The organism is Streptomyces sp. NPDC107765 (assembly GCF_055657085.1).
Genome location: NZ_JBVKBL010000022.1, coordinates 87194 through 112665, shown reverse-complemented (window position 1 = coordinate 112665; position 25472 = coordinate 87194). Strand labels below are relative to the sequence as shown.

General features: G+C 72.8%; 23 protein-coding genes and 1 pseudogene. 13 read left to right on the top strand and 11 right to left on the bottom strand.

Translation table 11 applies throughout. The features are described from left to right. Nucleotides 1-168: 168 nt before the first annotated feature. Entirely contained in the window at nucleotides 169-1092 is a 924-nt protein-coding gene (locus ACZ7MX_RS36315; protein ID WP_472138534.1) for a hypothetical protein, read from the bottom strand. 78 nt (nucleotides 1093-1170) lie between these two features. On the opposite strand from ACZ7MX_RS36315, the gene ACZ7MX_RS36310 reads away from it, so the two are divergent. From ACZ7MX_RS36310 to recX, 4 genes are all read left to right on the top strand, one after another. Beyond that, the gene (locus ACZ7MX_RS36310) at nucleotides 1171-1365 is read left to right on the top strand and encodes a DUF3046 domain-containing protein (RefSeq protein ID WP_472138532.1); all 195 of its coding nucleotides are present in this window, start codon (nucleotides 1171-1173) and stop codon (nucleotides 1363-1365) included. Nucleotides 1366-1440: 75 nt separating this feature from the next. Beyond that, complete coding sequence (locus tag ACZ7MX_RS36305) at nucleotides 1441-2706, top strand: AI-2E family transporter (protein ID WP_472138574.1); 1266 nt, start codon at nucleotides 1441-1443, stop codon at nucleotides 2704-2706. Nucleotides 2707-2906: 200 nt separating this feature from the next. After that, nucleotides 2907-4028 (top strand): recombinase RecA, encoded by a 1122-nt coding sequence (recA, locus tag ACZ7MX_RS36300; RefSeq protein ID WP_030809425.1) that lies wholly within the window; start codon nucleotides 2907-2909, stop codon nucleotides 4026-4028. Nucleotides 4029-4034: 6 nt separating this feature from the next. Beyond that, a complete protein-coding gene (gene recX, locus ACZ7MX_RS36295; RefSeq protein WP_472138530.1) occupies nucleotides 4035-4715 on the top strand; it encodes a recombination regulator RecX in 681 nt (226 codons plus the stop codon). Nucleotides 4716-5373: 658 nt separating this feature from the next. Here recX and ACZ7MX_RS36290 read toward each other — a convergent pair. The 8 genes and pseudogenes from ACZ7MX_RS36290 to ACZ7MX_RS36255 all read right to left on the bottom strand — a co-directional run bounded on the left by ACZ7MX_RS36290 (nucleotide 5374) and on the right by ACZ7MX_RS36255 (nucleotide 12781). Then, nucleotides 5374-5766 carry a rhodanese-like domain-containing protein gene (locus tag ACZ7MX_RS36290; RefSeq protein WP_472138528.1) on the bottom strand — a complete coding sequence of 131 codons (393 nt, stop codon included), beginning with the start codon at nucleotides 5764-5766 and terminating at the stop codon, nucleotides 5374-5376. Beyond that, nucleotides 5763-6335, bottom strand: coding sequence for a cupin domain-containing protein (locus ACZ7MX_RS36285; protein WP_472138526.1), 573 nt, complete (start codon nucleotides 6333-6335; stop codon nucleotides 5763-5765). The genes ACZ7MX_RS36290 and ACZ7MX_RS36285 overlap by 4 nt, the downstream gene beginning before the upstream one ends. Before the next feature lie 78 nt (nucleotides 6336-6413). After that, the gene (locus tag ACZ7MX_RS36280) at nucleotides 6414-6500 is read right to left on the bottom strand and encodes a putative leader peptide (RefSeq protein ID WP_311044721.1); all 87 of its coding nucleotides are present in this window, start codon (nucleotides 6498-6500) and stop codon (nucleotides 6414-6416) included. 794 nt (nucleotides 6501-7294) lie between these two features. Further along, nucleotides 7295-9034, bottom strand: a pseudogene (locus tag ACZ7MX_RS36275) (FAD-dependent monooxygenase); the annotation flags it as partial. A gap of 182 nt (nucleotides 9035-9216) precedes the next feature. Next, nucleotides 9217-10149 carry an amino acid ABC transporter permease gene (locus ACZ7MX_RS36270; RefSeq protein WP_472138524.1) on the bottom strand — a complete coding sequence of 311 codons (933 nt, stop codon included), beginning with the start codon at nucleotides 10147-10149 and terminating at the stop codon, nucleotides 9217-9219. Nucleotides 10150-10249: 100 nt separating this feature from the next. Then, nucleotides 10250-10897: an amino acid ABC transporter permease gene (locus tag ACZ7MX_RS36265; protein ID WP_030416928.1), complete on the bottom strand. Its 648-nt coding sequence runs from the start codon at nucleotides 10895-10897 to the stop codon at nucleotides 10250-10252. Nucleotides 10898-11027: 130 nt separating this feature from the next. Then, nucleotides 11028-11939 carry a glutamate ABC transporter substrate-binding protein gene (locus ACZ7MX_RS36260; protein WP_472138522.1) on the bottom strand — a complete coding sequence of 304 codons (912 nt, stop codon included), beginning with the start codon at nucleotides 11937-11939 and terminating at the stop codon, nucleotides 11028-11030. 56 nt (nucleotides 11940-11995) lie between these two features. After that, complete coding sequence (locus ACZ7MX_RS36255) at nucleotides 11996-12781, bottom strand: amino acid ABC transporter ATP-binding protein (protein ID WP_030416926.1); 786 nt, start codon at nucleotides 12779-12781, stop codon at nucleotides 11996-11998. A gap of 310 nt (nucleotides 12782-13091) precedes the next feature. Here ACZ7MX_RS36255 and ACZ7MX_RS36250 point away from each other — a divergent pair, with 310 nt between their 5' ends. From ACZ7MX_RS36250 to ACZ7MX_RS36240, 3 genes are all read left to right on the top strand, one after another. Then, nucleotides 13092-13823, top strand: coding sequence for a response regulator transcription factor (locus ACZ7MX_RS36250; protein ID WP_472138520.1), 732 nt, complete (start codon nucleotides 13092-13094; stop codon nucleotides 13821-13823). 16 nt (nucleotides 13824-13839) lie between these two features. Continuing rightward, the gene (locus ACZ7MX_RS36245) at nucleotides 13840-15255 is read left to right on the top strand and encodes a sensor histidine kinase (protein ID WP_472138519.1); all 1416 of its coding nucleotides are present in this window, start codon (nucleotides 13840-13842) and stop codon (nucleotides 15253-15255) included. 206 nt (nucleotides 15256-15461) lie between these two features. Further along, the gene (locus ACZ7MX_RS36240; protein WP_472138517.1) at nucleotides 15462-15665 is read left to right on the top strand and encodes a cold-shock protein; all 204 of its coding nucleotides are present in this window, start codon (nucleotides 15462-15464) and stop codon (nucleotides 15663-15665) included. A gap of 100 nt (nucleotides 15666-15765) precedes the next feature. Here the strand turns inward: ACZ7MX_RS36240 and ACZ7MX_RS36235 are convergent, their stop codons facing one another. Beyond that, a complete protein-coding gene (locus ACZ7MX_RS36235; RefSeq protein ID WP_472138515.1) occupies nucleotides 15766-16761 on the bottom strand; it encodes a TAXI family TRAP transporter solute-binding subunit in 996 nt (331 codons plus the stop codon). Nucleotides 16762-16900: 139 nt separating this feature from the next. Here ACZ7MX_RS36235 and miaB point away from each other — a divergent pair, with 139 nt between their 5' ends. After that, complete coding sequence (gene miaB, locus ACZ7MX_RS36230) at nucleotides 16901-18418, top strand: tRNA (N6-isopentenyl adenosine(37)-C2)-methylthiotransferase MiaB (RefSeq protein ID WP_472138513.1); 1518 nt, start codon at nucleotides 16901-16903, stop codon at nucleotides 18416-18418. 39 nt (nucleotides 18419-18457) lie between these two features. Next, a complete protein-coding gene (locus tag ACZ7MX_RS36225) occupies nucleotides 18458-19168 on the top strand; it encodes a class III extradiol dioxygenase subunit B-like domain-containing protein (protein WP_472138511.1) in 711 nt (236 codons plus the stop codon). 98 nt (nucleotides 19169-19266) lie between these two features. Here the strand turns inward: ACZ7MX_RS36225 and ACZ7MX_RS36220 are convergent, their stop codons facing one another. After that, nucleotides 19267-19755, bottom strand: a complete 489-nt coding sequence (locus ACZ7MX_RS36220; protein ID WP_472138509.1) for a hypothetical protein — start codon at nucleotides 19753-19755, stop codon at nucleotides 19267-19269. Between the two features lie 182 nt (nucleotides 19756-19937). Here ACZ7MX_RS36220 and miaA point away from each other — a divergent pair, with 182 nt between their 5' ends. From miaA to ACZ7MX_RS36200, 4 genes are all read left to right on the top strand, one after another. After that, entirely contained in the window at nucleotides 19938-20876 is a 939-nt protein-coding gene (gene miaA, locus ACZ7MX_RS36215; protein WP_472138507.1) for a tRNA (adenosine(37)-N6)-dimethylallyltransferase MiaA, read from the top strand. 474 nt (nucleotides 20877-21350) lie between these two features. Further along, complete coding sequence (locus ACZ7MX_RS36210; protein ID WP_472138572.1) at nucleotides 21351-21776, top strand: hypothetical protein; 426 nt, start codon at nucleotides 21351-21353, stop codon at nucleotides 21774-21776. 322 nt (nucleotides 21777-22098) lie between these two features. Continuing rightward, entirely contained in the window at nucleotides 22099-22974 is an 876-nt protein-coding gene (gene dapF / locus ACZ7MX_RS36205) for a diaminopimelate epimerase (protein ID WP_472138505.1), read from the top strand. 209 nt (nucleotides 22975-23183) lie between these two features. After that, the gene (locus tag ACZ7MX_RS36200; protein WP_472138503.1) at nucleotides 23184-25388 is read left to right on the top strand and encodes a RelA/SpoT family protein; all 2205 of its coding nucleotides are present in this window, start codon (nucleotides 23184-23186) and stop codon (nucleotides 25386-25388) included. Nucleotides 25389-25472 lie beyond the last annotated feature (84 nt).

Genomic DNA, 25472 nt, shown 5'->3' with positions numbered 1-25472 from the left:
GGCCGTACCGCACTTCACCGCGGCCGGCGCGCGGGCGGCCGGCGGACGCGCCCTCCCCCCCCGGGAGGCGGGCGAACGCAGCAGCGGGCGGCCCCCGGGGGAGGGGCCACCCGCATGCTCACCCAAGAGGTCCGGGCCCGGCGGGGACGACCGGCCCGGACCGGTCGCTCAGTCCAGCTGCCGCCCGTACGCCCGCAAGGTCCGCAGCGCCTTCAGCGTCACCATCGGGCGGCTCTCCAGCGCCGTCCCCGGCGCCCAGATCCGCCAGTTCACCGGCCAGCCGCCGTCCTCCTCCTGGAGCGCCAGAAGGTGGTCCAGGGCCCGGTCCATCTCCTCGTCGGAGAACCAGCCGCGGGCCAGGGAACCGGGTGACGGCGCATAGTCGTACGCGAAGTGATGCTCCCCGGGGGCGTACCCCGGCGCCACCGGGACATCGGCCGCCCGCCCCGGATCCAGCAGCACCAGGCCCTCTTCCCTGACCAGCCGCCCCAGCCGCTCGGCCGCCGCGGCGGCCCGCGGCCGGTCCGGCGCACCGTCCAGGAATGCCAGCGCCGCCTCCACCTCGTACGGATGGGTCCCCTTCAGCGACTCCACCGCCGCCCAGCAGTAGTCCGTGGCCCGGAAGAGCCAGGCGTGCCACACCTCGTTGCGGTGCAGCGTGCCCACCACCGGGCCGGTGGCCAGGAGCGCGCTCGGCGGATCGTCGACCACCGGGATCCACGGGGCGGCCGGGTAACCGCGCTGGGAGGGGTGCAGCGCGGGCAGCGCTCCCTCGGGAGTCGAGATCTTCGTCAGATAGCGGCAGATCCGCTCCACCTGACGGCCGTCACAGCGCCCGATCAGATCCAGGACCTTCAGGGCGTGCGCGGTGTGCAGCGGCTGGCTCACGGGTCCGCGCAGATCGGGCTCCAGGGCGTGGCCGAAGCCGTCGTCGTCGTTGCGGTACGCGGCGAGCGCGGTCTCCACCGGGTCCGCCCCGCCGCCGAGGAAGTCGTACTCGAAGAGCCGCTGTTCGAGCACCCGGGCGGTCAGCCAGATGAATCGCTCCGCACGCGCCAGAGGGGTCGGAGGAGGGCTTGCGTTTTCGGCCATGGCGCGACCGTAGGGCCGAAATCCTCCGGCGGCACCGGCTCGGGCACCCCTGCCAGCCCAGGGCGGGATACTGGAGGCATGCGGTTGACGGTCTTCTGGCAGCGGATGGCGGATCATTTCGGCGCGTCGTACGCCGACTCCTTCGCGCGCGATCACGTGATGTCCGGCCTCGGCGGCCGGACCGTCCACGAAGCACTGGACGCCGGGTGGAGCGCCAAAGAGGTGTGGCGGGTGGTCTGCGCCGCCATGGACGTGCCGCCCGAGAAGCGCTGAAGCGGCTGAACCCGAACCCGGCCGGAGCAGTCGGCGCGGTGCGCGACACTTGGCTTCGTGCCTGTGTCTGATGAGATCACCAGCAACGACCTCACCCGCCCCGAGGACCGGCCGGACGCCCGGTCCGACGCCCGGATGCCGCGCTGGCTGCCGCGCGCCATGGTGCTCGCGCTCGCCCTCGTGGCCTGCTTCCAGCTCGCCACCTGGGGATTCCACCAGCTCATCTCGCTGCTGCTGAACGTGCTGATCGCGTTCTTCCTGGCGCTCGCCGTCGAACCGGCCGTCTCCTGGATGGCGGCCCGCGGCATGCGGCGCGGCCTGGCGACCGGCCTGGTCTTCCTCAGCATCCTCGTCGCCGCGGCCGGCTTCTTCGCGCTGCTGGGCTCGATGCTCGCCGGCCAGATAGCCACCATGGTCGAGGAATTCCCGCAGTACCTCGACTCCGTCATCAGCTGGATCAACAACACCCTGCACACCCACCTCTCCCGGGTCCAGGTGCAGAACAACCTGCTCCGGTCCGACTGGCTGCAGAAGTACGTCCAGGACAGCGCCAACAACGTCCTCGCCGTCTCCGCGACCGTGCTGGGCAGCCTGTTCAACCTCCTGACCGTCGCCCTCTTCTCGTTCTACTTCGCCGCCGACGGCCCCCGGCTGCGCCGCGCGCTGTGCTCCGTCCTCCCGCCCCGCCGCCAGGAGGAGGTGCTGCGCGCCTGGGAGATCGCCGTCGCCAAGACCGGCGGATACCTCTACTCGCGGGGCCTGATGGCCCTCATCTCCGGCCTTGCGCACTACGTCCTGCTGGAGCTGATGGGCGTGCCGTACGCCCCGGCGCTGGGCATGTGGGTGGGCCTGGTCTCCCAGTTCATCCCGACCATCGGCACGTACCTCGCTGGCGCGCTGCCGATCCTGATCGCCTTCACCGTCGACCCCTGGCACGCCCTGTGGGTCTTCGGCTTCGTGGTGATCTACCAGCAGTTCGAGAACTACCTCCTCCAGCCGCGGATCACCGCCAAGACGGTGGACATCCATCCCGCCGTCGCCTTCGGGTCGGTCGTCGCCGGGACGGCCCTCATGGGCGCGGTGGGCGCGCTGATCGCCATCCCGGCCACGGCCACCCTGCAGGCGTTCCTCGGCGCGTACGTCAAGCGCTACGCCGTGCCCGACGACCTTCGGGTCCACGGCAAGGCCCGCCGCCGGCGCGCCGCCGACCTCCTGGCCCGCGTGCGCCACGCGGCCGAGCGCAACGAGGACCGGCCCGACGGGAAGGAGCCGGCGGACCAGGACAAGGACCCGGCCGGCCGGGACGCCGCCGCACAGCAGGGCACGCCCGACGCGGGCTGAACCGCGGACCGCGGGCACACGGCGCGGTGCGGTGCTTGACACAAAAATCGAACAGCTATTCTCATGAGAGATCCGGCCCGTGATTCCGGGATATCCGCGAAGTTATCCACAGGCCGGAGCCGGGTCCGGGCGCATTGTCAGTGGCAGGCGTTAGCGTCATGGACGTGAAGCGATCGACTCAAGCAAATCGGGTGGAACCCATGGCAGGCACTGACCGCGAGAAGGCGCTGGACGCCGCGCTCGCACAGATTGAACGGCAATTCGGCAAGGGCGCAGTGATGCGCATGGGGGAGCGGTCGAAGGAGCCCATCGAGGTCATCCCCACCGGATCCACCGCCCTCGACGTCGCCCTGGGCGTCGGCGGCCTCCCCCGAGGCCGCGTCATCGAGGTCTACGGCCCGGAATCCTCCGGTAAGACGACCCTGACCCTGCACGCGGTCGCGAACGCCCAGCGGGCCGGCGGCTCCGTCGCGTTCATCGACGCCGAGCACGCCCTCGACCCCGAGTACGCCAAGAAGCTCGGTGTGGACACCGACGCCCTGATCCTGTCCCAGCCGGACAACGGCGAGCAGGCCCTGGAAATCGTGGACATGCTGGTCCGCTCCGGTGCGCTCGACCTCATCGTGATCGACTCCGTTGCCGCCCTGGTGCCGCGGGCCGAGATCGAGGGCGAGATGGGCGACTCCCACGTCGGCCTCCAGGCCCGGCTGATGAGCCAGGCCCTGCGCAAGATCACCAGCGCGCTCAACCAGTCCAAGACCACGGCGATCTTCATCAACCAGCTCCGCGAGAAGATCGGCGTGATGTTCGGCTCGCCGGAGACCACGACCGGTGGCCGGGCCCTGAAGTTCTACGCCTCGGTCCGCCTGGACATCCGCCGCATCGAAACCCTCAAGGACGGCACCGAAGCCGTGGGCAACCGCACCCGCGTCAAGGTCGTCAAGAACAAGGTCTCGCCGCCCTTCAAGCAGGCCGAGTTCGACATCCTCTACGGCCAGGGCATCAGCCGCGAAGGCGGCCTGATCGACATGGGCGTGGAGCACGGCTTCATCCGCAAGTCCGGCGCCTGGTACACGTACGAGGGCGACCAGCTCGGACAGGGCAAGGAGAACGCCCGCAACTTCCTCAAGGACAACCCTGATCTCGCCAACGAGATCGAGAAGAAGATCAAGGAGAAGCTCGGCATCGGCGTCAAGCCGCAGGACCCGGCGGCGGAGCCCGGCGCGGACGCCGCGGGCGCGGCGACCGACGCGGCCCCGGCGGCTCCGGCCGCGGCGACGAAGAGCGCCAAGGGTTCCAAGGCCGCCGCGGCCAAGAGCTAGCCCGCCATGACACGGCGAACGGAATGGCCGGACAGCGCGGACGGGATCCACAGCGCTGCCGGTGACGCCGAGACCCGTAGCGGCCGCAGGGGCGGCCGCGGCCGTGAGAACGGCGGTGGTTCCGCTCTCGCCTTCGGCGAGGGCGAACCCGCCTCGTCGAGGGCCGAGGCGGGACCACCGCGTACGCCCGAGGAGCAGGCGCGGGCCATCTGCCTGCGCCTGCTCACCGGGAGTCCGCGTACCCGGAAACAGCTCGAGGATGCCTTGCGCCGGCGCGGCATCCCCGATGAGGCCGCGCAGGACGTGCTGTCCCGCTTCGAGGACGTCGGACTGATCAACGACGCGGCCTTCGCCGACGCCTGGGTGGAGTCCCGCCACCACGGGCGCGGCCTGGCCCGGCGGGCGCTGGCCCGGGAGCTGCGTACGAAGGGCGTGGACTCCGCAGTGATCGATGAGGCGGTCGGCCGCCTCGATTCCGAGCAGGAGGAGTCCACCGCCCGCGAACTGGTCGACCGCAAGCTGCGCACGACCAGGGGCCTGGACCGCGAGAAACGCCTGCGCCGCCTGGCGGGAATGCTGGCCCGCAAGGGCTACCCGGAGGGCTTGGCTCTCCGCGTGGTCAGACAGGCCCTGGAGGAAGAGGGCGAGGACCCGGACCTCCTGGAAGAGCATCTGCGGGAGGACTGAATCCGGAGCGGAGCGGATCGGTGTGGGGCGGGCCGGAGCGGAGCGGCGCGGGCCGGAGCGGGCCGGGGCGGAGCGGGCCGGAGCGGGCTGGGGCGGAGCGGGCCGGAGCGGGCTGGGGCGGGTCAAGTCGGGTCGGAGTGCGGCTTACTCCTGGCCTGGTCTGGCCTGGCGTCTCCTGTCCTGACCTGGAGTGTTGTGGCCTTGAGGCGAGGTGGGGGTTCGGGACGGTGGGGCTCTGGATGTGGCAGCGCTAGGGGATGGTCGCGGGATCCGGATGTGATCGGCGCTGAGGGATGGCGTGGGATCCGGTAGCGGCTATGGCCGGTCTTCCGGGACGGGCGGCCGCCGGCAGCGCCAGCGTGCCGCGTCGGTCAGGGCTGCGCGGAAGTGGGCAGGGGAGCGGGGTGGGGGTGGGTGGGGGCGGGGCGGGGGCCCGGGGAGAGGAGAAGGCCCGCACCAGTGGAGGGCGGCCCGCAGGCCCAGGCTCTGAGCCCCGCGTGCCCGCCACACCCGCAGGCCCCAGGTCCCAGGTGTCCGCCCCCTCCCTGACTGCGCAGCTGCCCACCCCGTCCGGAGTTCCGCCCACACCCCTACCGAAGCCCCCGCCCCCTCTCAGCTACCCCGCATCACGGCTTGCGGGGCCCTCTGCCGGCCCCCATCACCTCGAGCCCTCACGCTCGACCGGCAAGCCGGCTGCGCGCCAGGCTTGGAAGCCGCCGGTGAGGTCGGTGGCTCGGTGGAGGCCGATGTGGCGGAGGGAGAGGGCGGCGAGGCTGGAGGCGTAGCCCTCGTTGCAGATCACCACGACGGGCAGATCATGGTGGGTCGCTTCCGGCGCGCGGTGTGCGCTGGTGGGGTCCAGGCGCCACTCCAGTTCGTTGCGTTCCACGATCAGGGCACCGGGGATGGTGCCGTCGCGGTCGCGTAGTTCCGCATATCGGATGTCGACGAGCAGGCCGCCCGCCTGCTGGACGGCGGCCGCCTCCTCCGGGTCGATACGTCGGCCCAGTTGGCGGCGGGCGTCGGCGAGAAGGGCGTCGATGGCGCTCACGTCCACTCCTCCGGGCGCTCGACCTCTTCCAGGCGGAGTACCTGGCCGGTGCGGCTGTAGCGACGCATCAGCGGCAGTGGTGGGTAGTAGGCGTGCACGGAGACCGCGTGGGTGTCGGGCGAGGTGTTGAGGACCTGGTGGACGTGGTGCGGGCCGAAGGCCCGGCCGCGGCCGCCGCCGAGGGTGCGTTCCCGGTCGACGCCGTCGGCGAGTTCCAGGGTTTTCCAGCCTTCGGTGGGGAGCTGGGCGGCGAGCGACTGCTCGGTCAGCTCGCCCGTCGCCGTGGCGAACGCACCGTGTGAGCCGCCGTGGTCGTGCCAGCCGGTGCCGGTGCCGGGCGGCCAGCCGATCAGCCAGGCCTCGCTGCCGCCCGGCCCGTCCAGCCGGATCCACGTCCGGCCTTCCGGGTCGAGCGGCAGTGAGGCGACGAGCGCCGGGTCCGCGGCGGTACGGCGGACGAAGTCTAGGAGTGCGGAGGCGCTGGGCCCGCCGCCCTTGCCGGCGGTGTCGTGGGCGGGGGTGTCATTGCCGGGGGCGTGCGGGCGCGCGGGGGTACGTACGTCGGGCACGGAAACCGTCCTGAGTGATCGCGAAGAGGCGCGGCTGCCGGACAGGGGCAGGCGGCCGCGCGGGGAAGGAAATGCGGATCAACAGGACGGACGACACATGCAGCCCGCATAGCGGACCAGGTCCAGATGGACCCTCCGCCAGAATCGCGAGCTGTGGTCAGTCACTCTCGGAGTGAAACACGCTGGTTCGGAACGGGTCAACTGCACGGGTCAACTGCACGAGTCGACTGCACGAGTCGATCGTGCGAGTCACACGGCCGAGTCGGCTGGCCGGACCCACTGGCCGGACCCACTGGCCGGACCCACTGGACGGGGCAGCTGGTCTGGTCAGTTGGTCCGGTCGACTGGCGGGGCAACCGGGAGATCGGGGTGAGGCTCCGCCGGTGCCCGGTGCCCGGTGCCCGGTGCCCGGTGCCCGGCCCGCGGCTCCCTCGGGCGCCCGCTCAGGCGTCCACCCCGTGACTCGCTCCCGGGTCCCCTCCCGCGCTCGTTCCCGCGTCGGTTCCGGAGTCGGTTCCCGGATCGCTTCCGGGGTCGGTTCCGGCGCCGGCGCCGGAACCGACCCCGGGACCCGGCTCGCCCCAGCTCCCGTCCGCCCCCGTCCCTCCGTCCCCGTCCCAGTACCCCTCCGCGGCCCGAGCACCGTCGCCAGCGCCGGAACCCTCCCGAGCACCGTCGCCAGCCCCGGCATCCTCCCCAGCCTGGGAACCTCCCCGGCCACCATCCCCAGCGCCGGCAACCTCCCGAGCCCCGGAACCGCCTCCGATACCGCCTCGGGTACCGCCTCCGATACCGCCCCCGGAACCGCCCCCCGCATCGGCACCACGAACCACCCCCTCAACATCCCCCACCCTCTGCACACCCACCGAATCCACCGAATCCCCCAACCCCACCGAGTCCCCCAACCCCACCGAGTCCCCCAACCCCACCGAATCCACCAACCCCACCGCACCCACAGAACCCACAGAGCCCGCCGACCCCACCCGCCCATACGCCCCCGCAACCCCCGGCGCGTCGTCAGGTGTGCCGCCCCGGACCGCCTCCGCGCAGGCGTGGAGTTCGGGCGGGCGGATGCCGGGGGCGAGGGCGGTGGCCAGGTGGCCGTCGGGGCGTACGAGGAGGACGGTGTGGGCGGCGGCGCCCGGGTAGGACTCGGTGACCAGGACTTCGGCGGGCATCGGGAGCGCCGCCGCGGCGCTGCTCAGCCGGGGCATGAGGCCCGCCGACTGCCAGTGCCGGCGGTCCCAGACGGTGGTGCCGGGCGCCACCAGTACCACCAGCAGCCCGCGCCCGAGGCGGGTGCGCAGCCGGACCACCGAACCGTCCGGCGCGGTCACCGGTACGTCCGTCACCGGTGCTCCCGGCGGCGTCTCGACGAGCGGGCCGCCGGTGGGCGCGGCGGGCGGGGCCAGCGGCGTGCGGGCGTACACCGGTGGGGCGCCCAGTGGGCCGCGGCCCAGGTGGCCGTCGGTCAGCAGGGTGCTGCGGCCGCGCGCGGCGCCGGGCAGGACGGTGCGCCAGCGGGCCGAGCGGCCGTCCCGCAGCAGCGGCAGCGCCTGGTCGGCGGTGCGCAGCCGGGCCGCGACCGCGCCCCGCCGCTCGGCCTGGTAGCTGTCGAGCAGGGTCTCGGTGGCGCCGTGGTGCCAGGCCAGCCCCAGCTTCCAGGCGAGGTTCTCGGCGTCCCGCAGCCCCTCGTCCAGCCCCTGGGTGCCGAGCGCGCCCAGCAGGTGTGCGGCGTCCCCGGCGAGGAAGGCGCGGCCCTGCCGCCAGCAGCGGGCCAGCCGGTGGTGGACGGTGTGCACGCCGGTGTCGAGGAGTTCGTACGGGGGGACCGGCCGGCCGTGGCCGGAACCCCGGGCGCCGCCGCCGTCCGCGCCGGATCCCGCGACGGCGATGTCGGTCTCGACCGGGTACTCGGTGGTCCAGCCGGCCAGCGAGTCGCGGATCCGGGCGACCAGGGCGTCCGGGGTGACCAGTTCGCGGCCCGGGGGCAGCAGCCAGTCCAGCCGCCAGACGCCGTCGGCCAGCGGGCGGGCGGAGACCTCGCTGCCCGGTGTGCCGCCCTGCCGGGGCGGTGAGCGGTGCAGCAGGGCCTCGCCGGGCCAGGGGAGTTCGCAGCGCAGTGCGGCCACCGCATGCCGCTCGACGGCCGTACGGCCGGGGAAGCGGATGTCCAGCAGCTTGCGCACGGTCGACCGGGGGCCGTCGCAGCCGATGAGGTAACTCCCGCGCCACCACGTCCCGTTGGGGCCGCGGGTGTGGGCGCTGATGCCGTGCTCGTCCTGTTCGAGGTCGGTCAGCCGGCTGCCGGTGACGACCTCGGCGAGCTTCTCGCGTTCCAGCGCGGCGCGCAGCGCGCGGGTGAGGGCGTGCTGGGGGAGGTGCACCGGGGAGGTGGCGGCGGGGCCGGCCGCGTCGTCGGTGGTGTGCGGGGCGAAGGCGACGCGTTCCACCAGGCGCCGGCGGCGCATGATCCGCCAGGCCGTCCAGCGGGTGCCGGCGGACTCCAGGGTGGCGGCGCAGCCGAGCCGGCCGACGAACGCCGCGGTGTCCTCGCGGAGGACGGCGGTGCGGGCGGGCCGGGTGTCCTCCTGGCCGGAGGTCTCGTCGAGGACGAGGGAGGGGACGCCGAGCCGGGCGAGGGCGAGCGCGAGGGAGAGGCCGACCGGGCCGCCCCCGGCGACGATCACCGGGTCCACGGCGCTGCTCCGCGGGGGCGCTGGTACGTACGGGACATGCGGGAACTGGCAGTTGGAGCCCGGTGCGTGATCACACAGCGTATGCAACCCACTGCGGCCGCTCGCGTCAAGTGACGGAGGCGGTGGCGCCGTTGCCACCGCCTCCGGACGGTTCCGTACCGGCCGCGCGGGCCGTCGTACCGTCAGTCCTTCGCGTCCGCCGGGGCGCCGGCCGGAGCCGCGGTCTCCAGGGCGTCGGTGGCGGTCACCGGCTCGCCGGCCGCCGCCACGCCGATCCCGGTCTTCGCCCGCCGGCCGCGCCGCTCGATCCAGTTGGCGAGGGCGGACAGCGCCAGGCACATCGCGACGTAGAGGGAGCCGGTGACGATGATGAACGGGACGTAGGTGTCCTCGCCGTTGACGAGGATGTTGGTGCTCATCAGGCGGGCGGTGTAGAGCAGTTCCTCGAACGTGATGATGTAGCCGAGGGAGGTGTCCTTCAGCGTCACCACGAGCTGGCTGATGATCGTCGGCAGCATCGCGCGGACGGCCTGCGGGATCAGCACGGTCGTCATGACCTGGGTCTTGCTCATGCCCAGGGCGTAGGCGGCCTCACCCTGGCCCTTGGGCACGGAGTTGATGCCGGCCCGCAGCACCTCGGCCTGGACCGAGCCGTTGTAGACCGTCAGTCCGATGACCAGGGCCCAGAACTGCGGCTGGTCGCCGGAGAGGCCGAGCGCATCACGGTTGGTGAGCAGCAGGACCCAGATCACGTAGATGGTGATCAGCAGCGGGACGGCGCGGAAGAGTTCGATGAACCCGGTCGCCAGCCAGCGCACGGGCTTGTGGTCCGACAGCCGCGCGACCGCCAGCAGGACGCCGAGGAGCAGGGAGAGCACCGCGGCGACCGCGAAGACCTCAAGGGTCGTCAGCAGGCCGTTGCGGATGTTGGTGCGCACCCCCGCGTTGTTGAAGATGTCCCACCGCTCGGGCTCGAACTGGCCCGTCGCGTTGAGCCGCATCACGACGAACCCGATCAGGGCGAGTACCACGAGCCCACCGAGGACGGTGTAGACGCGGTTGCGCACCTTCGCCTTCGGCCCGGGGACGTCGTAGAGAACGCTGGCCCCACTCATGCCGTTACCTCACTTCGTTCCGCCCCGCCTGCGCGTGGCCCCCACGTGCTGTCGTTCCTTCCCCGGCCCTCGGCCGGGGGGACCCCCATGTCGCGTCCGTTCACCGGGCGACCCCCATCCGGCGCTCCAGCAGCCGGAAGGCACCGCTGATGGCGAAGGTGATGACGAGGTAGGCGAGAGCGACCCACAGGAAGATCCAGGCGATCGCGTACCCCTGGTCGCTGAGCAGCTTGGCGAAGCCGAACAGCTCGGTGACGCTGAACGCACCCGCGATGGCGGAGTTCTTCGTGAGTGCGATGAAGATGCTGCTCAGCGGCGGCAGCACGGTGCGGGTGGCCTGCGGCAGGACGATCAGGCGCAGGGTCTGCGAGAACGTCATCCCGAGGCTGCGCGCGGCCTCCGCCTGCCCCAGGGGCACGGTGTTGATGCCGGAGCGCACCGCTTCGCACACGAACGAGGAGGTGTAGAAGCCCAGCGCCAGCATGGCCAGCACGAAGGGGCTCAGGCCCTTGAAGAGCACCTGGGGCACGACGAACATCGCGACCAGGAAGAGCAGTGTCAGCGGGGTGTTGCGCAGCAGCGTGACCCAGGCCGTTCCGAACGCGCGCAGCGGCGGGATCGGAGAGACCCGGAATCCGGCTATGAGGACGCCGAGCACCAGGGCGATCACCGCGCTCGCCGCGGTGATCGCCAGGGTTCCGAGGAACCCGTCCCGGAACTCGGGCAGATGATCGAGGAGTACGTTCATGGGGTCTCCGCGGTAGCGGTCATCGGGTCGACGGCGGGAAAGGGAGAGACGGGGTGAAGACAGCGCGCCCCGCACACCCGGCCACGGCGGGCGTACGGGGCGGCGCGGTCAGGAGGAGCGGTCCGGCGCCTCAGTACCGCGGCAGCGGCGTCTGCGGGGCGACGTAGGCCGACCCGGACTTGCCGAGGGTGCCCTCGTAAGCCTTCTTGTAGTCGCCGTTCTTGATGTGGTTCTCCAGCGCCTTGGTGATCGCGTCGCGCAGGGCCTTGTCGTTCTTGTCCATGCCGACGCCGTAGGGCTCCTTGGTGAACGGCTTGTTCACCACGCGGAGCTTCGTCGGGCGCTGGGCCGCGTAGCCCTTGAGGATCGCGTCGTCGGTGGTGACCGCGTCGACGTCGCCGTCGATCAGCTTCTTCACGCAGTCCGAGTACTTGCCCAGCTCGATGGTCTTGGCGCCGTACTTGACCTTCTTGATCTCCTGGAGCGGCGTGGACCCGGTGATCGAGCAGACCGTCTTGCCGCGGAGCGTGTCCGGGCCGGTGATGCCCTTCTCGTCCTTGCGCACCAGGAGGTCCGCGCCCGCGGTGTAGTACGGGCCCGCGAAGCCGACCTGCTTCTTGCGCTCGTCGTTGATCGTGTAGGTGCCGACGTAGTAGTCGACGTCGTGCCCGGAGATCTTGGTCTCACGGACGTTGGAGTCGACCGTGCTGAACTTGATCTGCTTCTCCGAGAAGCCCAGGTCGGCCGCGACCATCTTGGCGATCTCGATGTCGAAGCCGGAGTACTTGCCCGACGAGGGGTCCTGGTAGCCCAGGAACGGCTGGTCGGCCTTGACGCCGATGACGATCTGGCCCTTCTGCTGGGCCTTCTTCAGCACCGCCGAGTTGACCTTGACGTCCTTGGCGACCTTGTACGTGCCGCTGTAGACCTCGCCGCCGGCCGGCTTGTCACCGGCCGTACCCGACTCGCCGCCGCAGGCCGTCGCCGTGGCCGCCAGCGCGAGCACCACCGCACCGGCCGCAGCCGTCTTGAGCATCCTCATGGTGAACATCCTTTGGTTCAGCAAGTGTTGGCAATAATGGTGGCCCAACTGCGGCCTCAGTGGTGGAGGATCTTCGACAGGAAGTCCTTGGCGCGGTCGCTGCGCGGGTTGTTGAAGAACTGGTTCGGCTCGGCCTCTTCGATGATGCGGCCGTCCGCCATGAAGACCACCCGGTTCGCCGCGGAGCGCGCGAAGCCCATCTCATGGGTGACCACGACCATCGTCATGCCGTCCCGGGCGAGCTGCTGCATCACGTCCAGCACCTCGTTGATCATCTCCGGGTCCAGCGCGGAGGTCGGCTCGTCGAACAGCATCACCTTCGGGTCCATGGCCAGCGCACGGGCGATCGCCACCCGCTGCTGCTGCCCGCCGGAGAGCTGTGCGGGGTACTTGTCCGCCTGGGTGCCGACACCGACCCGGTCCAGCAGGGCGCGGGCCTTCTGCTCGGCCGCCGCCTTGTCCGTTTTGCGGACCTTGGTCTGGCCCAGCATCACGTTCTCCAGCACCGTCTTGTGTGCGAAGAGGTTGAACGACTGGAAGACCATGCCCACGTCCGCGCGGAGCCGGGCCAGTTCGCGGCCCTCCTGCGGCAGCGGCTTGCCGTCGATGGTGATGCTGCCGGAGTCGATGGTCTCCAGGCGGTTGATCGTGCGGCAGAGCGTCGACTTGCCGGAGCCCGAGGGCCCGATCACGACGACGACCTCGCCCCGGTTGATCGTCAGGTCGATGTCCTGGAGCACGTGCAGCGCGCCGAAGTGCTTGTTCACGTTGTCCAGCACGACCAGCTGGTCACCCGCCGGCGGGGAACCCTCGGCGTTCTTGGTCACCGATACTTCACTCATCGGCGTACAGCTCCGTCCTCCTCGGTTGGGAGGACCCTAGTGACGCCCCGCGACCAGCGTCATTACATCTGAGGGGAACTTGAGCATAACGATCCGGTCGCAGCGGGCTCGCGGCGCGCCACTCAGGGTGAGGTGGGTGGGTGGAGGGGGAGAAGGGGGGCGAGGAGGGCGGGAGCCGGGACGTCAGGGGTGCCGGCGTACCGGCTGGGTAACGGATGGCGGCCGGGAGGTGGCCTCCTCTTGACGCGCGCACCCGCCATCGCCGTAGATGCCCTGTGGCCTGTCCGTACGCACCCGGGAAGGAGGCCCGATGAGACTGCTCCTGGTCGAGGACGACGACCACGTCGCCGCGGCGCTGGCCGCCGTGCTCGCCAAGCACGGCCTGTCCGTCGTCCACGCGCGCAGCGGTGAGGAGGCGCTCAAGGCCCTGCTGCCCGATGCCGCCGAGCCGTTCGCGGTGGTGCTGCTCGACCTCGGGCTGCCCGACCAGGACGGCTTCGAGGTGTGCGGCCGGATCCGCAAGATCAGCACCACCCCGGTCATCATGGTCACCGCGCGCTCCGACGTGCGCTCGCGCATACACGGCCTCAACCTGGGCGCGGACGACTACGTCGTCAAGCCGTACGACACCGGTGAGCTGCTGGCCCGTATCCACGCGGTCAGCCGGCGCAACGCGGTGCCGCCGGCCGGCGGCACGGAGCAGCCGGCCGAGGAGGGCGCGCCCGAGGCGCCGCTGCGGCTCGGCGCGGTCACCGTCGAACTCTCCACCCGCCAGGTGTGCGTGGACGGCGCGGCGGTGCCGCTGACCCGCAAGGAGTTCGATCTGCTGGCACTGCTCGCCCAGCGGCCCGGGGTGGTCTTCCGCCGGGAGCAGATCATCAGCGAGGTGTGGCGGACGAGTTGGGAGGGCACCGGCCGGACCCTGGAGGTGCACATCGCCTCACTCCGCGCCAAACTGCGCATGCCCGCCCTGATCGAGACCGTACGCGGCGTCGGCTACCGCCTGGTCGTGCCGGCCTCACCGGCCGCCCAGGCTCCCTGAAGGCCGCCGCGGGCACGTGCGCACCCGACTCCTTCCGCTCCTCATCGTCCTGATGGCCGGTGTGCTGCTCGCGCTCGGCCTCCCGCTCGGTGTCATCACCGCCGGCGTGGAGCAGCAGAAGGTGGTCGTCGACCGGATCGACGACGCCGCCCGGTTCGCCTCGCTCGCCCAGTTCGTCACCGCCCGCCCCGCTGCCGACCCCAAGGACAAGACGCCCGAGGAGGACGAGCGGCGCGCCACCCTCCGCTCGGAGCTGGCGCGCTACTACGGCCTGTACGGGATCCGGGCCGGCGTCTTCTACCGCGACCGCTCCCCGATGGCCGCCGCCCCGCGGGACATGCCGGTGCCCCGCGACGGGGAGGGCGCCCAGGCGTTCAGCGAGGCGCTGGCCGGCCGCCGCAGCCACGACCCGCGCCAGATCTGGCCGTGGGACGACGACGGCCGCATCCCGGTCGCCTCGCCGGTGATCCGCGACGGCGACGTGGTAGCGGTGGTCATGACCGATTCGCCCACCGGGCAGATGCGCGCCCGGATCCTGCACGGCTGGCTGCTGATCGCGGCCGGCGAGTGCGCGGCGATGCTCGTCGCGGTCGGCGCGGCCTTCCGGCTCACCGGCTGGGTGCTGCGGCCCGTACGGGTCCTGGACGCGGCCAGTCACGACATCGCCACCGGCCGGCTGAAGTCCCGGGTCGCCGGCACCGCCGGACCACCCGAACTGCGCCGGCTGGCCCGCTCCTTCAACGAGATGGCCGACCACGTCGAGGAGGTGCTGGAACAGCAGCGCGCCTTCGTCGCCGACGCCTCCCACCAATTGCGCAACCCGCTGGCCGCGCTGCTGCTGCGGATCGAGCTGCTGGCCCTCGAACTCCCCGAAGGCAACGAGGAGATCGCCTCGGTGCGCACCGAGGGCAAGCGGCTGGCCCAGGTCCTGGACGGTCTGCTGGGCCTCGCGCTCGCCGAGCACACCGCGGCCGACCTCCAGCTCACCGACGTGGCCGCGCTGGCCGCCGAGCGCGTCGACTCCTGGCGCCCGATGGCCGACGACAAGGGCGTCCGGCTGACCTACGAGGGCCAGCCCGCGGTCACCGGCTGGGCCGACCCGGTCGCCCTCTCCAGCGCGCTGGACGCGGTCGTCGACAACGCCCTCAAGTTCACCCCGGCCGGCCGACCCGTGACCGTACGGGTGGTGCCGGACGGCGCGCAGGTGCGGATCACCGTCGCCGACCGCGGTCCCGGGCTGACCGAGGACGAACTCGCGCGGATCGGTGACCGCTTCTGGCGCAGCAGCCGCCACCAGAACGTCTCCGGCTCCGGGCTCGGCCTGTCGATCACCCGCGCCCTGCTCGCCGCGGGCGGCGCCACCATCGCCTACGCCCCGCACCCGCCGCACGGGCTGGAGGTCACCGTCACCCTGCCGCGCAGTGCGCCCTGAGCCGGCCGGCCCGTCGGCGCCGTGTGCTACCGTCGAAGGACGTTGCAGTTGTGGTACCCATGAACGTTGTGTGCGCCCGGAGGCTGGTAGCCCCGGGCGTTCCTGTTTTCCGGAGCTTTCCGGGCCGTTTCCGGTGTGGGGCGATGATCGCGGCGAAGGGGACCGCACGGTGTGGTCCCCGGTTTGCCCCATGAATGGAGAAAAACATGGCTTCCGGCACCGTCAAGTGGTTCAACGCGGAAAAGGGCTTCGGCTTCATCGAGCAGGACGGCGGCGGCCCCGACGTCTTCGCCCACTACTCGAACATCCAGGCTCAGGGCTTCCGTGAGCTGCTGGAGGGCCAGAAGGTCTCGTTCGACGTGACCCAGGGCCCGAAGGGCCCGCAGGCGGAGAACATCATCCCCGCCTGACGCTCCGCGCGTCTGCCCTGGCCTGCGACGGCACCGTCCGTCGCAGGCCAGGGCGCTTTCTTGGGTGCCAGGGGCCACGCACGGCCGCGGTCCGATGCCCTCAGGGCTTCACGGACACGTAATAGCGCCGGGCCCCGTCGTGCAGCTGCAGCGGATCGGTGAACACCGCCGTCCGCAGGTCCACCTTCTGCGCGGCATGCACCTGACGCCCGATCCAGTCCCGGCTGTCGATCACCGTCCGGGTGATGCCCTGGGTCAGCGCCGCATCCTCCCGGTCCGTCGTGACCAGCAGGTTCGCCACGGCGATCGTCTTCACCGCCTGCCCGTCCTGGGCCCGCGGATAGGCGTCGGCGGGCATCACCGCCGCCCGGTAGTAGCGGGTGCGCTCGCCCTGCCGGTGCAGCCCCTCGGTGAGGTCCCCGAGCTGCACCAGCCGTACGGGGAACCGCTCCGCGAGCCGCTGGACCGCCGTCGTCGGCAGCCCGCCCGACCAGAAGAAGGCGTCCAGCTTCCCCCGCTCCAGCAGCTGCGGCATCCGGTCGATGCCCACCCGCACGGGCCTGATGTCCCGGTCGAAGTCCAGTCCGGCCGCCTCCAGCAGCCGCCGGGTGATCAGCTGCACACCCGAACCGTCGGCCCCGACGCCCACCCGGAGCCGCCGCAGGTCCTTGGTCGAGCGCACCGCCGACCGCTTGGGCACCACCAGCTGCATGTAGTCGTCGTACAGCCGCGCACAGGCCCGCAGCCGGTCCGCGCCCGGCTCGCCCCGGAACTGGTAGGTGGCGACCGCGTCAGCCGTCGCGATGCTGAACTCCGCACGCCCGGAGACCAGTTGCCGCAGATTGTCGATCGACCCCTCGCTACGGGTCAGCCGCAGCCGGACGTCCGGCATGTCGTGCGCCAGGTCCTGCTGCAGCAGCTCGCCGTAGCGCGCGTACACCCCCGTCGGCACGCCCGTGGCCATCGTCACCTGCCCGCCCGGCGCGGGCGTGCTCCCCATGGACAGCAGCCACCACAGCGCCAGCCCGAGCACGACCAGCGCCGCGACGCCTGCCTGATACACCCGGCGGCCGGGGCGGGGGAGTGCGGTGACCATGCGCGGGATCCTGCCAGGTGCGGGGCTCCGGCGGGAGGGGGGAGGGGCCCTGTGGTCCACCACGCTCCGCCCGGCCCGTGATACCGGCCTTACGGGCCGCGGGGAGAAGGCTTCTCCGGCGGGCCCTTACCCTTGAGGGATGACCAGCAGCACCGACCGCAGCCACGTCGTGGGCGTGCCGAAGACCTATGAGATCCGCACCTACGGGTGCCAGATGAACGTCCACGACTCCGAGCGGCTGTCCGGCCTGCTGGAGGAGGCCGGGTACGTCCGTGCGCCCAAGGGGGGCGAGGAGGCCGACGTCGTCGTCTTCAACACCTGCGCGGTGCGGGAGAACGCCGACAACCGCCTCTACGGCAACCTCGGGCAGCTCGCCCCCAAGAAGGCGGCCCATCCCGGGATGCAGATCGCCGTGGGCGGCTGCCTCGCGCAGAAGGACCGCGACACCATCGTCAAGAAGGCCCCCTGGGTCGACGTGGTCTTCGGGACGCACAACATCGGCAAGCTGCCGGTGCTGCTGGAGCGGGCCCGCGTCCAGGAGGAGGCGCAGGTCGAGATCGCCGAGGCGCTGGAGGCGTTCCCCTCCACGCTCCCGACCCGCCGCGAGAGCGCGTACGCGGCCTGGGTGTCGATCTCCGTCGGCTGCAACAACACCTGCACCTTCTGCATCGTCCCGGCGCTGCGCGGCAAGGAGAAGGACCGCCGGCCCGGCGACATCCTCGCCGAGGTCGAGGCGCTGGTCGCCGACGGCGTCAGCGAGATCACCCTGCTCGGGCAGAACGTCAACGCCTACGGCTCCGACATCGGCGACCGCGAGGCCTTCAGCAAGCTGCTGCGCGCCTGCGGGAACATCGAGGGCCTGGAGCGGGTGCGCTTCACCTCCCCGCACCCGCGCGACTTCACCGACGACGTGATCGCCGCCATGGCCGAGACGCCCAACGTGATGCCGCAGCTGCACATGCCGCTGCAGTCCGGCTCGGACCGGGTCCTGAAGGCCATGCGCCGCTCGTACCGCCAGGAGCGGTTCCTCGGCATCATCGAGAAGGTGCGCGCCGCCATGCCGGACGCCGCGATCTCGACGGACATCATCGTCGGCTTCCCGGGGGAGACCGAGGAGGACTTCGAGCAGACCCTGCACACCGTCCGCGAGTCCCGCTTCGCCCAGGCGTTCACGTTCCAGTACTCCAAGCGCCCCGGCACCCCCGCGGCCGAGATGGACGGCCAGATCCCCAAGGCCGTCGTCCAGGAGCGCTACGAGCGGCTGGTCGCCCTCCAGGAGGAGATCTCCTGGGAGGAGAACAAGAAGCAGGTCGGCCGCACCCTCGACGTCATGGTCGCCGAGGGTGAGGGCCGCAAGGACGACGCGACCCACCGGCTGTCCGGCCGGGCGCCGGACAACCGCCTGGTGCACTTCACCCGGCCCGAGGAGCCGGTCCGTCCCGGCGACGTGGTGACCGTCGAGGTGACCTACGCCGCTCCGCACCACCTCCTCGCGGAGGGCCCCGCCAAGGGGGTCCGCCGTACCCGCGCCGGTGACGCCTGGGAGAAGCGCACCGCCGCCCCGGCCGACAAGCCCAAGGGCGTCCTGCTGGGCCTGCCCACCATCGGTGTCCCGGCCCCGAGCCCGGTGCCCACCGCGGGCTGCGGCTGCGACTGACCGCAAGGACGGCGAGCAGGGGGCGTTACGCTGCGTGGCATGCTCGTAGCCGCCGCCCTCTGCCCCTGCCCGCCCCTGCTCGTCCCGGAGGTCGCCGCCGGCGCGGCGCCCGAGCTGGAACCGCTGCGCGCCGCCTGCCTCGACGCGATCGGCCTGCTCGCCGCGGCCCGCCCGGACCGGCTGGTGGTCGTGGGCCCCGCCGACGAGGCCGCCCGCGGCCCGCACCCCGAGGGTGCCGCCGGCTCGTTCCGCGGCTTCGGGGTGCCGCTCGATGTGACGCTGGGCGCCGCCGAGGCCGCCACCGAGCGGCCGCTCCCGCCGTCCCTCTCCGTCGGCGCCTGGCTGCTGGCCCGCGCGGACTGGGCCGACGCCCCCGTGGAGGGCCTGGGCCTGGACCCGGCGCTGCCCGCCGAACGGGCCCTGGCGGCCGGCCGGGAGATCGCCACCCGTGCGCCCCGGGTGGCCCTGCTGGTGATGGGCGACGGCAGCGCCTGCCGGACGGTCAAGGCCCCCGGCTACCTCGACGACCGGGCCGAGCCCTTCGACGCCGCCGTGTCCCGCGCGCTGGGTGCCGCCGACGTCGCCGCGCTGAGTGCCCTGGACGCCCAGCTCGCCGCGGCCCTGCAGGCGTCCGGACGGGCCGGCTGGCAGCTCCTGGCGGGCGCCGCCGAGGGCGCGGGCCTGGCCGGCCGGCTGCTGCGCGAGGAGGCCCCGTACGGAGTGGGGTACTTCGTCGCCACCTGGTCGTAGCCCGCGCCGTGATACGACGCGACGGCCGCGAGGTGGTGAGCCACCTCGCGGCCGTCGTGCGCTGCCCGTCTTTCCGACGTGCGTGAACTACCCGTGCCTCATTTCCGTGCGCCCTCGCCGGACTCGCTGTCCGCAGTGGCCCGGACCGACTGCTGCCGGGGAATCCCGGAGCTCTCGGCGGTCTGCTCCGCCGCGCCGTGCGGCTCCCCTTCGGCGGCCTGCTCGGCGGCCGGTTCGGGAGACGTCTCCGCGGCCCGTTCGGCGGCCGCCTCGGCGGTCTCCGCACGCTGTCCGTCACGCGTCCCGTCACCGGACACCTCCGGGGCCGCCGCTTCCGCCACGTCGTCCGCCACACCTTCGTCCACCGCGTCCGCCACGGACCCGTCGCCGGCCGCGGCCTCCCCGGCCTCCCCGGCGTCCGCCGACTCCTCGGCCTCCGCGGCCCCCCGGGCTTCCTCGGCGCCCTCGGCCTCCGCCGACGCGGCCGACTTCGCCGGCTCCTCCGCCTCGGCCGTCACCGACGTTGCGGCGCTCTCCTCCGTCAACGCTTCGGACTTACGGCGGCGAAACCGCGAAAACACGCCCATAACTGCTCCTACGCTCTTCATGTGGGCGAAATCCCCTGCCGCCCGGAGCGGACCGTTGCGCCGCCCACGGGCGCCGGTGCTGCACCGGCTCTCTCGGGACCTCGCAACAGGCAACGACGTCATCGGTGGCCCGTCACGTCGCTCGTTCGAGATGGGCCACCGATGTTTGGGAGACTGACGGGGTGAACACCGCTGTCCCCGCTCCGCGGGTCATCGCCGTCGTCGGCCCCACCGCGGCCGGAAAGTCCGATCTGGGCGTTGCGCTCGCCCAGCACCTGCGGGGCGAGGTCATCAACGCCGACTCCATGCAGCTCTACCGCGGCATGGACATCGGGACCGCCAAGCTCACGCCCGAGGAGCAGCAGGGCGTACCGCACCGCCTCCTGGACGTCTGGGACGTCACCCGCGCCGCCAGCGTCGCCGAGTACCAGCGGCTGGCCCGCGCCGAGATCGACCGGCTGCTCGCCGAGGGCCGCACCCCGGTCCTCGTCGGCGGCTCCGGCCTGTACGTACGCGGTGCCATCGACGCCCTGGAGTTCCCCGGCACCGACCCGGAGGTGCGCGCCCGTCTGGAGGCCGAGCTGGCCGATCTGGGCAGCGGAGCCCTGCACGCCCAGCTCGCCGCCGCCGACCCGGAGGCCGCCCGCGCCATCCTGCCCGGGAACGGCCGCCGCATCGTGCGTGCCCTGGAGGTCATCGAGATCACCGGCCGCCCCTTCACCGCGAACCTCCCCGGTCACGAGGCCGTCTACGACACCGTGCAGATCGGGGTCGACGTCGCGCGCCCCGAACTCGACGAGCGGATCGCCCGCCGGGTCGACCGCATGTGGGAGGCGGGCCTCGTCGACGAGGTGCGCCGCCTGGAGGCCGAAGGACTGCGGGAGGGCCTCACCGCCTCCCGGGCGCTCGGCTATCAGCAGGTGCTCGCGCAGCTGGCGGGGGAGTGCACGGAACAGCAGGCGCGGGACGAGACGGTGCGCGCCACCAAGCGCTTCGCGCGCCGTCAGGACTCGTGGTTCCGCCGGGACCCGCGCGTCCACTGGCTCAGCGGTGCGGCCGAGCACCGGGCGGAACTCCCTGAGCAGGCGCTGGCCTTGCTCGAACGACCGGTCACAGCCTGATCACGTCATGGCATCGGGACGCTCCGGCCGTCATCAGGGCCCCTGAGGGCGTGTCATCATCGACCTTCGATCGAGGCATGCATGCGGCAGTGGGGAGGGCGCGTGGCAATGGAGGCCGGCCCTCGCAACCGAGCCCAGCAGCCGGACAACGGCGCTGACACGGACACCGACACGGATAACGGCGCGGACGTCGGCGCGGCACCGCTGACCGCCGACGGCCCCGACGTCCCCACCGCCCCGCTTCGGGACACCCCCCTCGGGAACGACCCCTCCAGGGGCGACGCGGACCGGGATGACGTGGCCCACGGCGGCCGGTCGCACCACGGTCTCTCCCAGGGCGGTCGGTCGCACGGCGACCTGTCCCACGACGGCCTCGCCGAGGACGGTCCGTCCGGCGGCGACGCCCTCGGCAGCGGCCCGCTCGCCCCGTCCGGCACCCTCGCCCCGTCCGATCCCCTGGACGCCTCCGACCCCATGGGCCACTCCGATGCCCTGGACACCACCGGGGCGCTGGACGACTCCGACGGGCCGGACGCCGCCGGCGGGACCGGTGAGGGCGGCGAGTCCTTCCGCGAGCTGCGTCCGCCGCGCCGGCTGCGGCTGTGGCAGCTCGCACCGATCGTCGGGCTGGCGGCCCTCGGCTCGCTGATGTTCGCCTTCCCGCTGGCCTTCGAGTTCGGCGGCGACGGTGGCGCGGTGATCGCCATGCTCGGCCTGCTGCTGTGCTGCTGCGCGGCCGGCTGGGGCATGATGGCCGCCCGCCGCGTCGGCCACACCTGGCCCGGCCTGCCCGCCCGCGGCTCCGGCCGCCGCGCCAGCTGGCGGGTGGTCCTCCTGTACGCCCTGGTGGTGGCCGTCCCCGCGGCCCTGGCCATCTGGCGCGTGGCCCGCCTGCGCTGACGCGCTCCCGCCGGGGTCTGCAGCGACGTTCTCCCGCAGGGCTGCATCGACGCTCTCCCGCCTGGGCCGCGCTGACGCGCTCCTCTCCCGGCGTACGGAACGACGCGCTCCTGTTTTTCCCCGCCGCCCACCCCCCTTCGGGGGGTGGGCGGGTCAGGAGACCACCCCCCGCGTCGCCGGAGCCCCGACCCCTACGCCGCGGCGCGCGCCCCCGGCCCCCCGCGTCGCCGGAGGGGCCGGGCGGCCCCCCACCAGCCGCGTCCCCACCTCCCCCCACCCGCCCCCGACCGCCCCTGTCACCCCCGCCCCGTACGATGCAAGGGTGACCAGTACGCAGCGGGTGCCCTTCCTCAAGGGGCACGGCACCGAGAACGACTTCGTGATCGTCCCCGACCCGGACGGTCTGCTCGACCTTCCCGCGGCCGCGGTCGCCCGGATCTGCGACCGGCGGGCCGGCCTCGGCGGTGACGGCGTGCTGCGCGTCGTACGGTCCGCCGCGCACCCGGAGGCGCGCGATCAGGCCGACGAGGCCGAGTGGTTCATGGACTACCGCAACGGCGACGGCTCGATCGCCGAGATGTGCGGCAACGGCACCCGGGTCTTCGCGCGCTACCTGCTGCACGCCGGTCTGGTCGAGGCCGGCGACCTCGCCATCGCCACCCGCGCCGGCGTGCGCCGCGTCCACCTCGCCAAGACCGGCGACGTCACGGTCTCCATGGGCCGCGCCGTGCTGCCCGAGGACGGCGTCGTGGTCACGCTCGGCGGCCGCAGCTGGCCGGCCCGCAACGTCAACATGGGCAATCCGCACGCGGTCGCGTTCGTCGAGGACCTGGCCCACGCCGGGGACCTGCTGGCCGTACCGCCGTTCAGCCCCGCGGCGGTTTATCCCGATGGCGTCAACATCGAGTTCGTGGTCGACCGCGGACCTGGGCACGTGGCGATGCGGGTCCACGAGCGCGGCTCGGGCGAGACCCGGTCCTGTGGCACCGGTGCCTGCGCGGTGGCCGTCGCGGCCGCCCGGAGGGACGGTCTGGACCCGGCGGCGACCGGAACCCCCGTCACCTACAGGGTCGATGTGCTCGGCGGCAGCCTGAAGATCACCGAGCTGCCCGACGGCACGGTCGAGATGACCGGACCGGCCGAGATCGTCGCCGAGGGCACCTTCGACCCCTCCTGGCTGACCGCCGCGCTCGCCTGACCGGCCCACGACGGGGAGGCCGGGCGGGGACACTGCCCGGTCGCCCCGCAGAATCGGTTCAGGCCAAAAGATTCGCTCGAACGGGTGATCCGTATCACTCTGAGCGAGAGGTGGACAGCGCTGCGTGATGGGCTCGATAGCATCAAGCACCGGCCCGGGACACCGGAACTGACGCGCCCCACCGCCGGTCGACGCTGCCGGAGGTGCCCATGAGCGCAGAGGCCACGAACCCTGGTAACCCTGGAGCAGCGGGCCGCGGGCGCGGCCGCCGCCGGCTGGAGCTCAGAGGGCTGCGCCGCATCGGCCGCGCCGCACTGCTCGGCCCGGCCCCCCGCGACGGCCTCCCGCACGCCCTGGAGCACGTCGCCAAGGTGCACCGCCGCCACCACCCCGACGCCGCCCTGGACACCCTCGCCCGGGCCTATCTGCTCGCCGAGTCCTCGCACCGCGGCCAGCTGCGCAAAAGCGGCGAGCCGTACATCACCCACCCGTTGGCCGTGACCCTCATCCTCGCCGAACTCGGCGCCGAAACCACGACGTTGACCGCCTCGCTGCTCCACGACACCGTGGAGGACACCGACCTGACGCTGGATCAGGTACGCGAGCGGTTCGGCGCCGAGGTCGGCTATCTCGTCGACGGCGTGACCAAGTTGGAGAAGGTCGACTACGGCGCCGCCGCCGAGCCGGAGACCTTCCGCAAGATGCTGGTGGCGACCGGCAACGACGTCCGGGTGATGTCCATCAAGCTCGCCGACCGGCTGCACAACATGCGCACCCTCGGCGTGATGCGGCCCGAGAAGCAGGCCCGGATCGCCAAGGTGACCCGCGACGTGCTGATCCCGCTGGCCGAACGCCTCGGCGTCCAGGCGCTGAAGGCCGAGCTGGAGGACCTGGTCTTCGCGATCCTGCACCCCGAGGAGTACGCCACCACCCAGGCCCTCGTCCTGGAGTACGCCGGCCGGCCCGACCCGCTCGCCGACATCGCGGAGCGGATGCGCACGGTCCTGGCCGAGGCCGGCATCGACGCCGAAGTCCTCGTCCGCCCCCGGCACTTGGTCTCCGTGCACCGCGTACGGCTGGCCCGCCGCGAGCTGACCGGCGCCGACCTGGGGCGGCTGCTGGTGCTGGTGGCCGAGGACGCCGACTGCTACGCCGTCCTCGGTGAGCTGCACACCTGCTTCACGCCGGTGGTCTCCGAGTTCAAGGACTTCATCGCGACACCGAAGTTCAACCTCTACCAGTCGCTGCACACCGCCGTCACCGGCCCCTCCGGGGAGATCGCCGAGACCCTGATCCGCACCCACCAGATGCACCGGGTCGCCGAGGCCGGGGTGATCGCGCTGGGCAATCCGTACGCACCCACGGACGGGCCCGACGCCCCCGAGGGCGAGCGGGCCGACCCGACCCGCCCCGGGTGGCTCTCCCGTCTGCTGGAGTGGCAGCGCACCACCCCCGACCCGGACACCTTCTGGACCTCGCTGCGCGACGATCTCGCCCAGGACCGCGAGATCACGGTCTTCTGCGCGGACGCGCCCTCGGACGGGTCGGACGCCACGGACGGGGCGGCCGGCGAGGCCATCGGCCTGCCCGCCGGCGCCAGTTGTGTGGACGCGGCGTACGAGCGGCACGGTGAGCGGGCGCACTGTTGTATCGGCGCGCGCGTCAACGGCCGGCTCGCCACCCTCGCCACCGTCCTGCACGACGGCGACAGCCTGCAGCTCCTGATGGCCCCGGACTCCGCCGCCGGCCCCTCGCCGGAATGGCTCGACCACGCCCGTACGCCCGCCGCCCGGCTCGCCATCGCCCGCTGGCTGTCCGGGTCCCAGGAGCCCGCCGTCGGCCCGCAGGGCCCTGCCGAGCCGCCTGCCGGACCCTCGCCCGCCGGCCGGCCCGCCCCGGACGGCGAGCCCCCCGCGGCGGCCCGCGCCACGCCCGGTTCGGTCCTCGCGGTCGCGGACCTGCCCGGCGCCGCGGTCCGGCTGGCCGGCTGCTGCACACCGGTACCGCCGGACACCGTCACCGGCTTCGCCGTACGGGGCGGCGCGGTCACCGTGCACCGCGCCCTGTGCCCCGTCGTGGCCCGTATGGCGGCCACCGGACGGCAGCCGGTCGGGGTGCGCTGGCGGGGCGCGGGCCAGGGCGCCCACGGCTGCCGGGTCACCCTCATGGCCGAGGCCTTCAGCCGGCCGCACCTCTTGGCCGACCTCACCGAGGTGATCGCCGCCCAGGGCGCCGCCGTGGTGTCCGCCGCCGTCGAACCCCCGCACGAACAGCGCGTGCGCCACACCTACACGCTGCACCTGCCGAACGCCGCCGGGCTGCCCTCCCTGATGCGCGCCATGCGGCAAGTGCCCGGCGTCTTCGACGTGTTGCGCGCCGGGCGGGTCCGGCAGGCCGCGGCGATGCGCCCCTGAGGCCGGACCGGCCACGGGTGGTGACGGCCCGTCGGACGGCTGCGGGCCGTCCGGAGGACGCCTTCCGGGACAGACGCACGGAGC

Coding starts and splice junctions, on each gene's coding strand:
- ACZ7MX_RS36225 (WP_472138511.1), top strand. CDS start 18,458: ATGCTCGTAGCCGCCGCCCTCTGCCCCTGCCCGCCCCTGCTCGTCCCG.
- ACZ7MX_RS36235 (WP_472138515.1), bottom strand. CDS start 16,761: ATGGTCACCGCACTCCCCCGCCCCGGCCGCCGGGTGTATCAGGCAGGC.
- miaB (WP_472138513.1), top strand. CDS start 16,901: ATGACCAGCAGCACCGACCGCAGCCACGTCGTGGGCGTGCCGAAGACC.
- ACZ7MX_RS36200 (WP_472138503.1), top strand. CDS start 23,184: ATGAGCGCAGAGGCCACGAACCCTGGTAACCCTGGAGCAGCGGGCCGC.
- ACZ7MX_RS36310 (WP_472138532.1), top strand. CDS start 1,171: ATGCGGTTGACGGTCTTCTGGCAGCGGATGGCGGATCATTTCGGCGCG.
- ACZ7MX_RS36265 (WP_030416928.1), bottom strand. CDS start 10,897: ATGAACGTACTCCTCGATCATCTGCCCGAGTTCCGGGACGGGTTCCTC.
- ACZ7MX_RS36220 (WP_472138509.1), bottom strand. CDS start 19,755: ATGGGCGTGTTTTCGCGGTTTCGCCGCCGTAAGTCCGAAGCGTTGACG.
- ACZ7MX_RS36250 (WP_472138520.1), top strand. CDS start 13,092: ATGAGACTGCTCCTGGTCGAGGACGACGACCACGTCGCCGCGGCGCTG.
- ACZ7MX_RS36315 (WP_472138534.1), bottom strand. CDS start 1,092: ATGGCCGAAAACGCAAGCCCTCCTCCGACCCCTCTGGCGCGTGCGGAG.
- ACZ7MX_RS36260 (WP_472138522.1), bottom strand. CDS start 11,939: ATGAGGATGCTCAAGACGGCTGCGGCCGGTGCGGTGGTGCTCGCGCTG.
- recX (WP_472138530.1), top strand. CDS start 4,035: ATGACACGGCGAACGGAATGGCCGGACAGCGCGGACGGGATCCACAGC.
- ACZ7MX_RS36255 (WP_030416926.1), bottom strand. CDS start 12,781: ATGAGTGAAGTATCGGTGACCAAGAACGCCGAGGGTTCCCCGCCGGCG.
- ACZ7MX_RS36210 (WP_472138572.1), top strand. CDS start 21,351: ATGGGCCACTCCGATGCCCTGGACACCACCGGGGCGCTGGACGACTCC.
- recA (WP_030809425.1), top strand. CDS start 2,907: ATGGCAGGCACTGACCGCGAGAAGGCGCTGGACGCCGCGCTCGCACAG.
- ACZ7MX_RS36270 (WP_472138524.1), bottom strand. CDS start 10,149: ATGAGTGGGGCCAGCGTTCTCTACGACGTCCCCGGGCCGAAGGCGAAG.
- ACZ7MX_RS36240 (WP_472138517.1), top strand. CDS start 15,462: ATGGCTTCCGGCACCGTCAAGTGGTTCAACGCGGAAAAGGGCTTCGGC.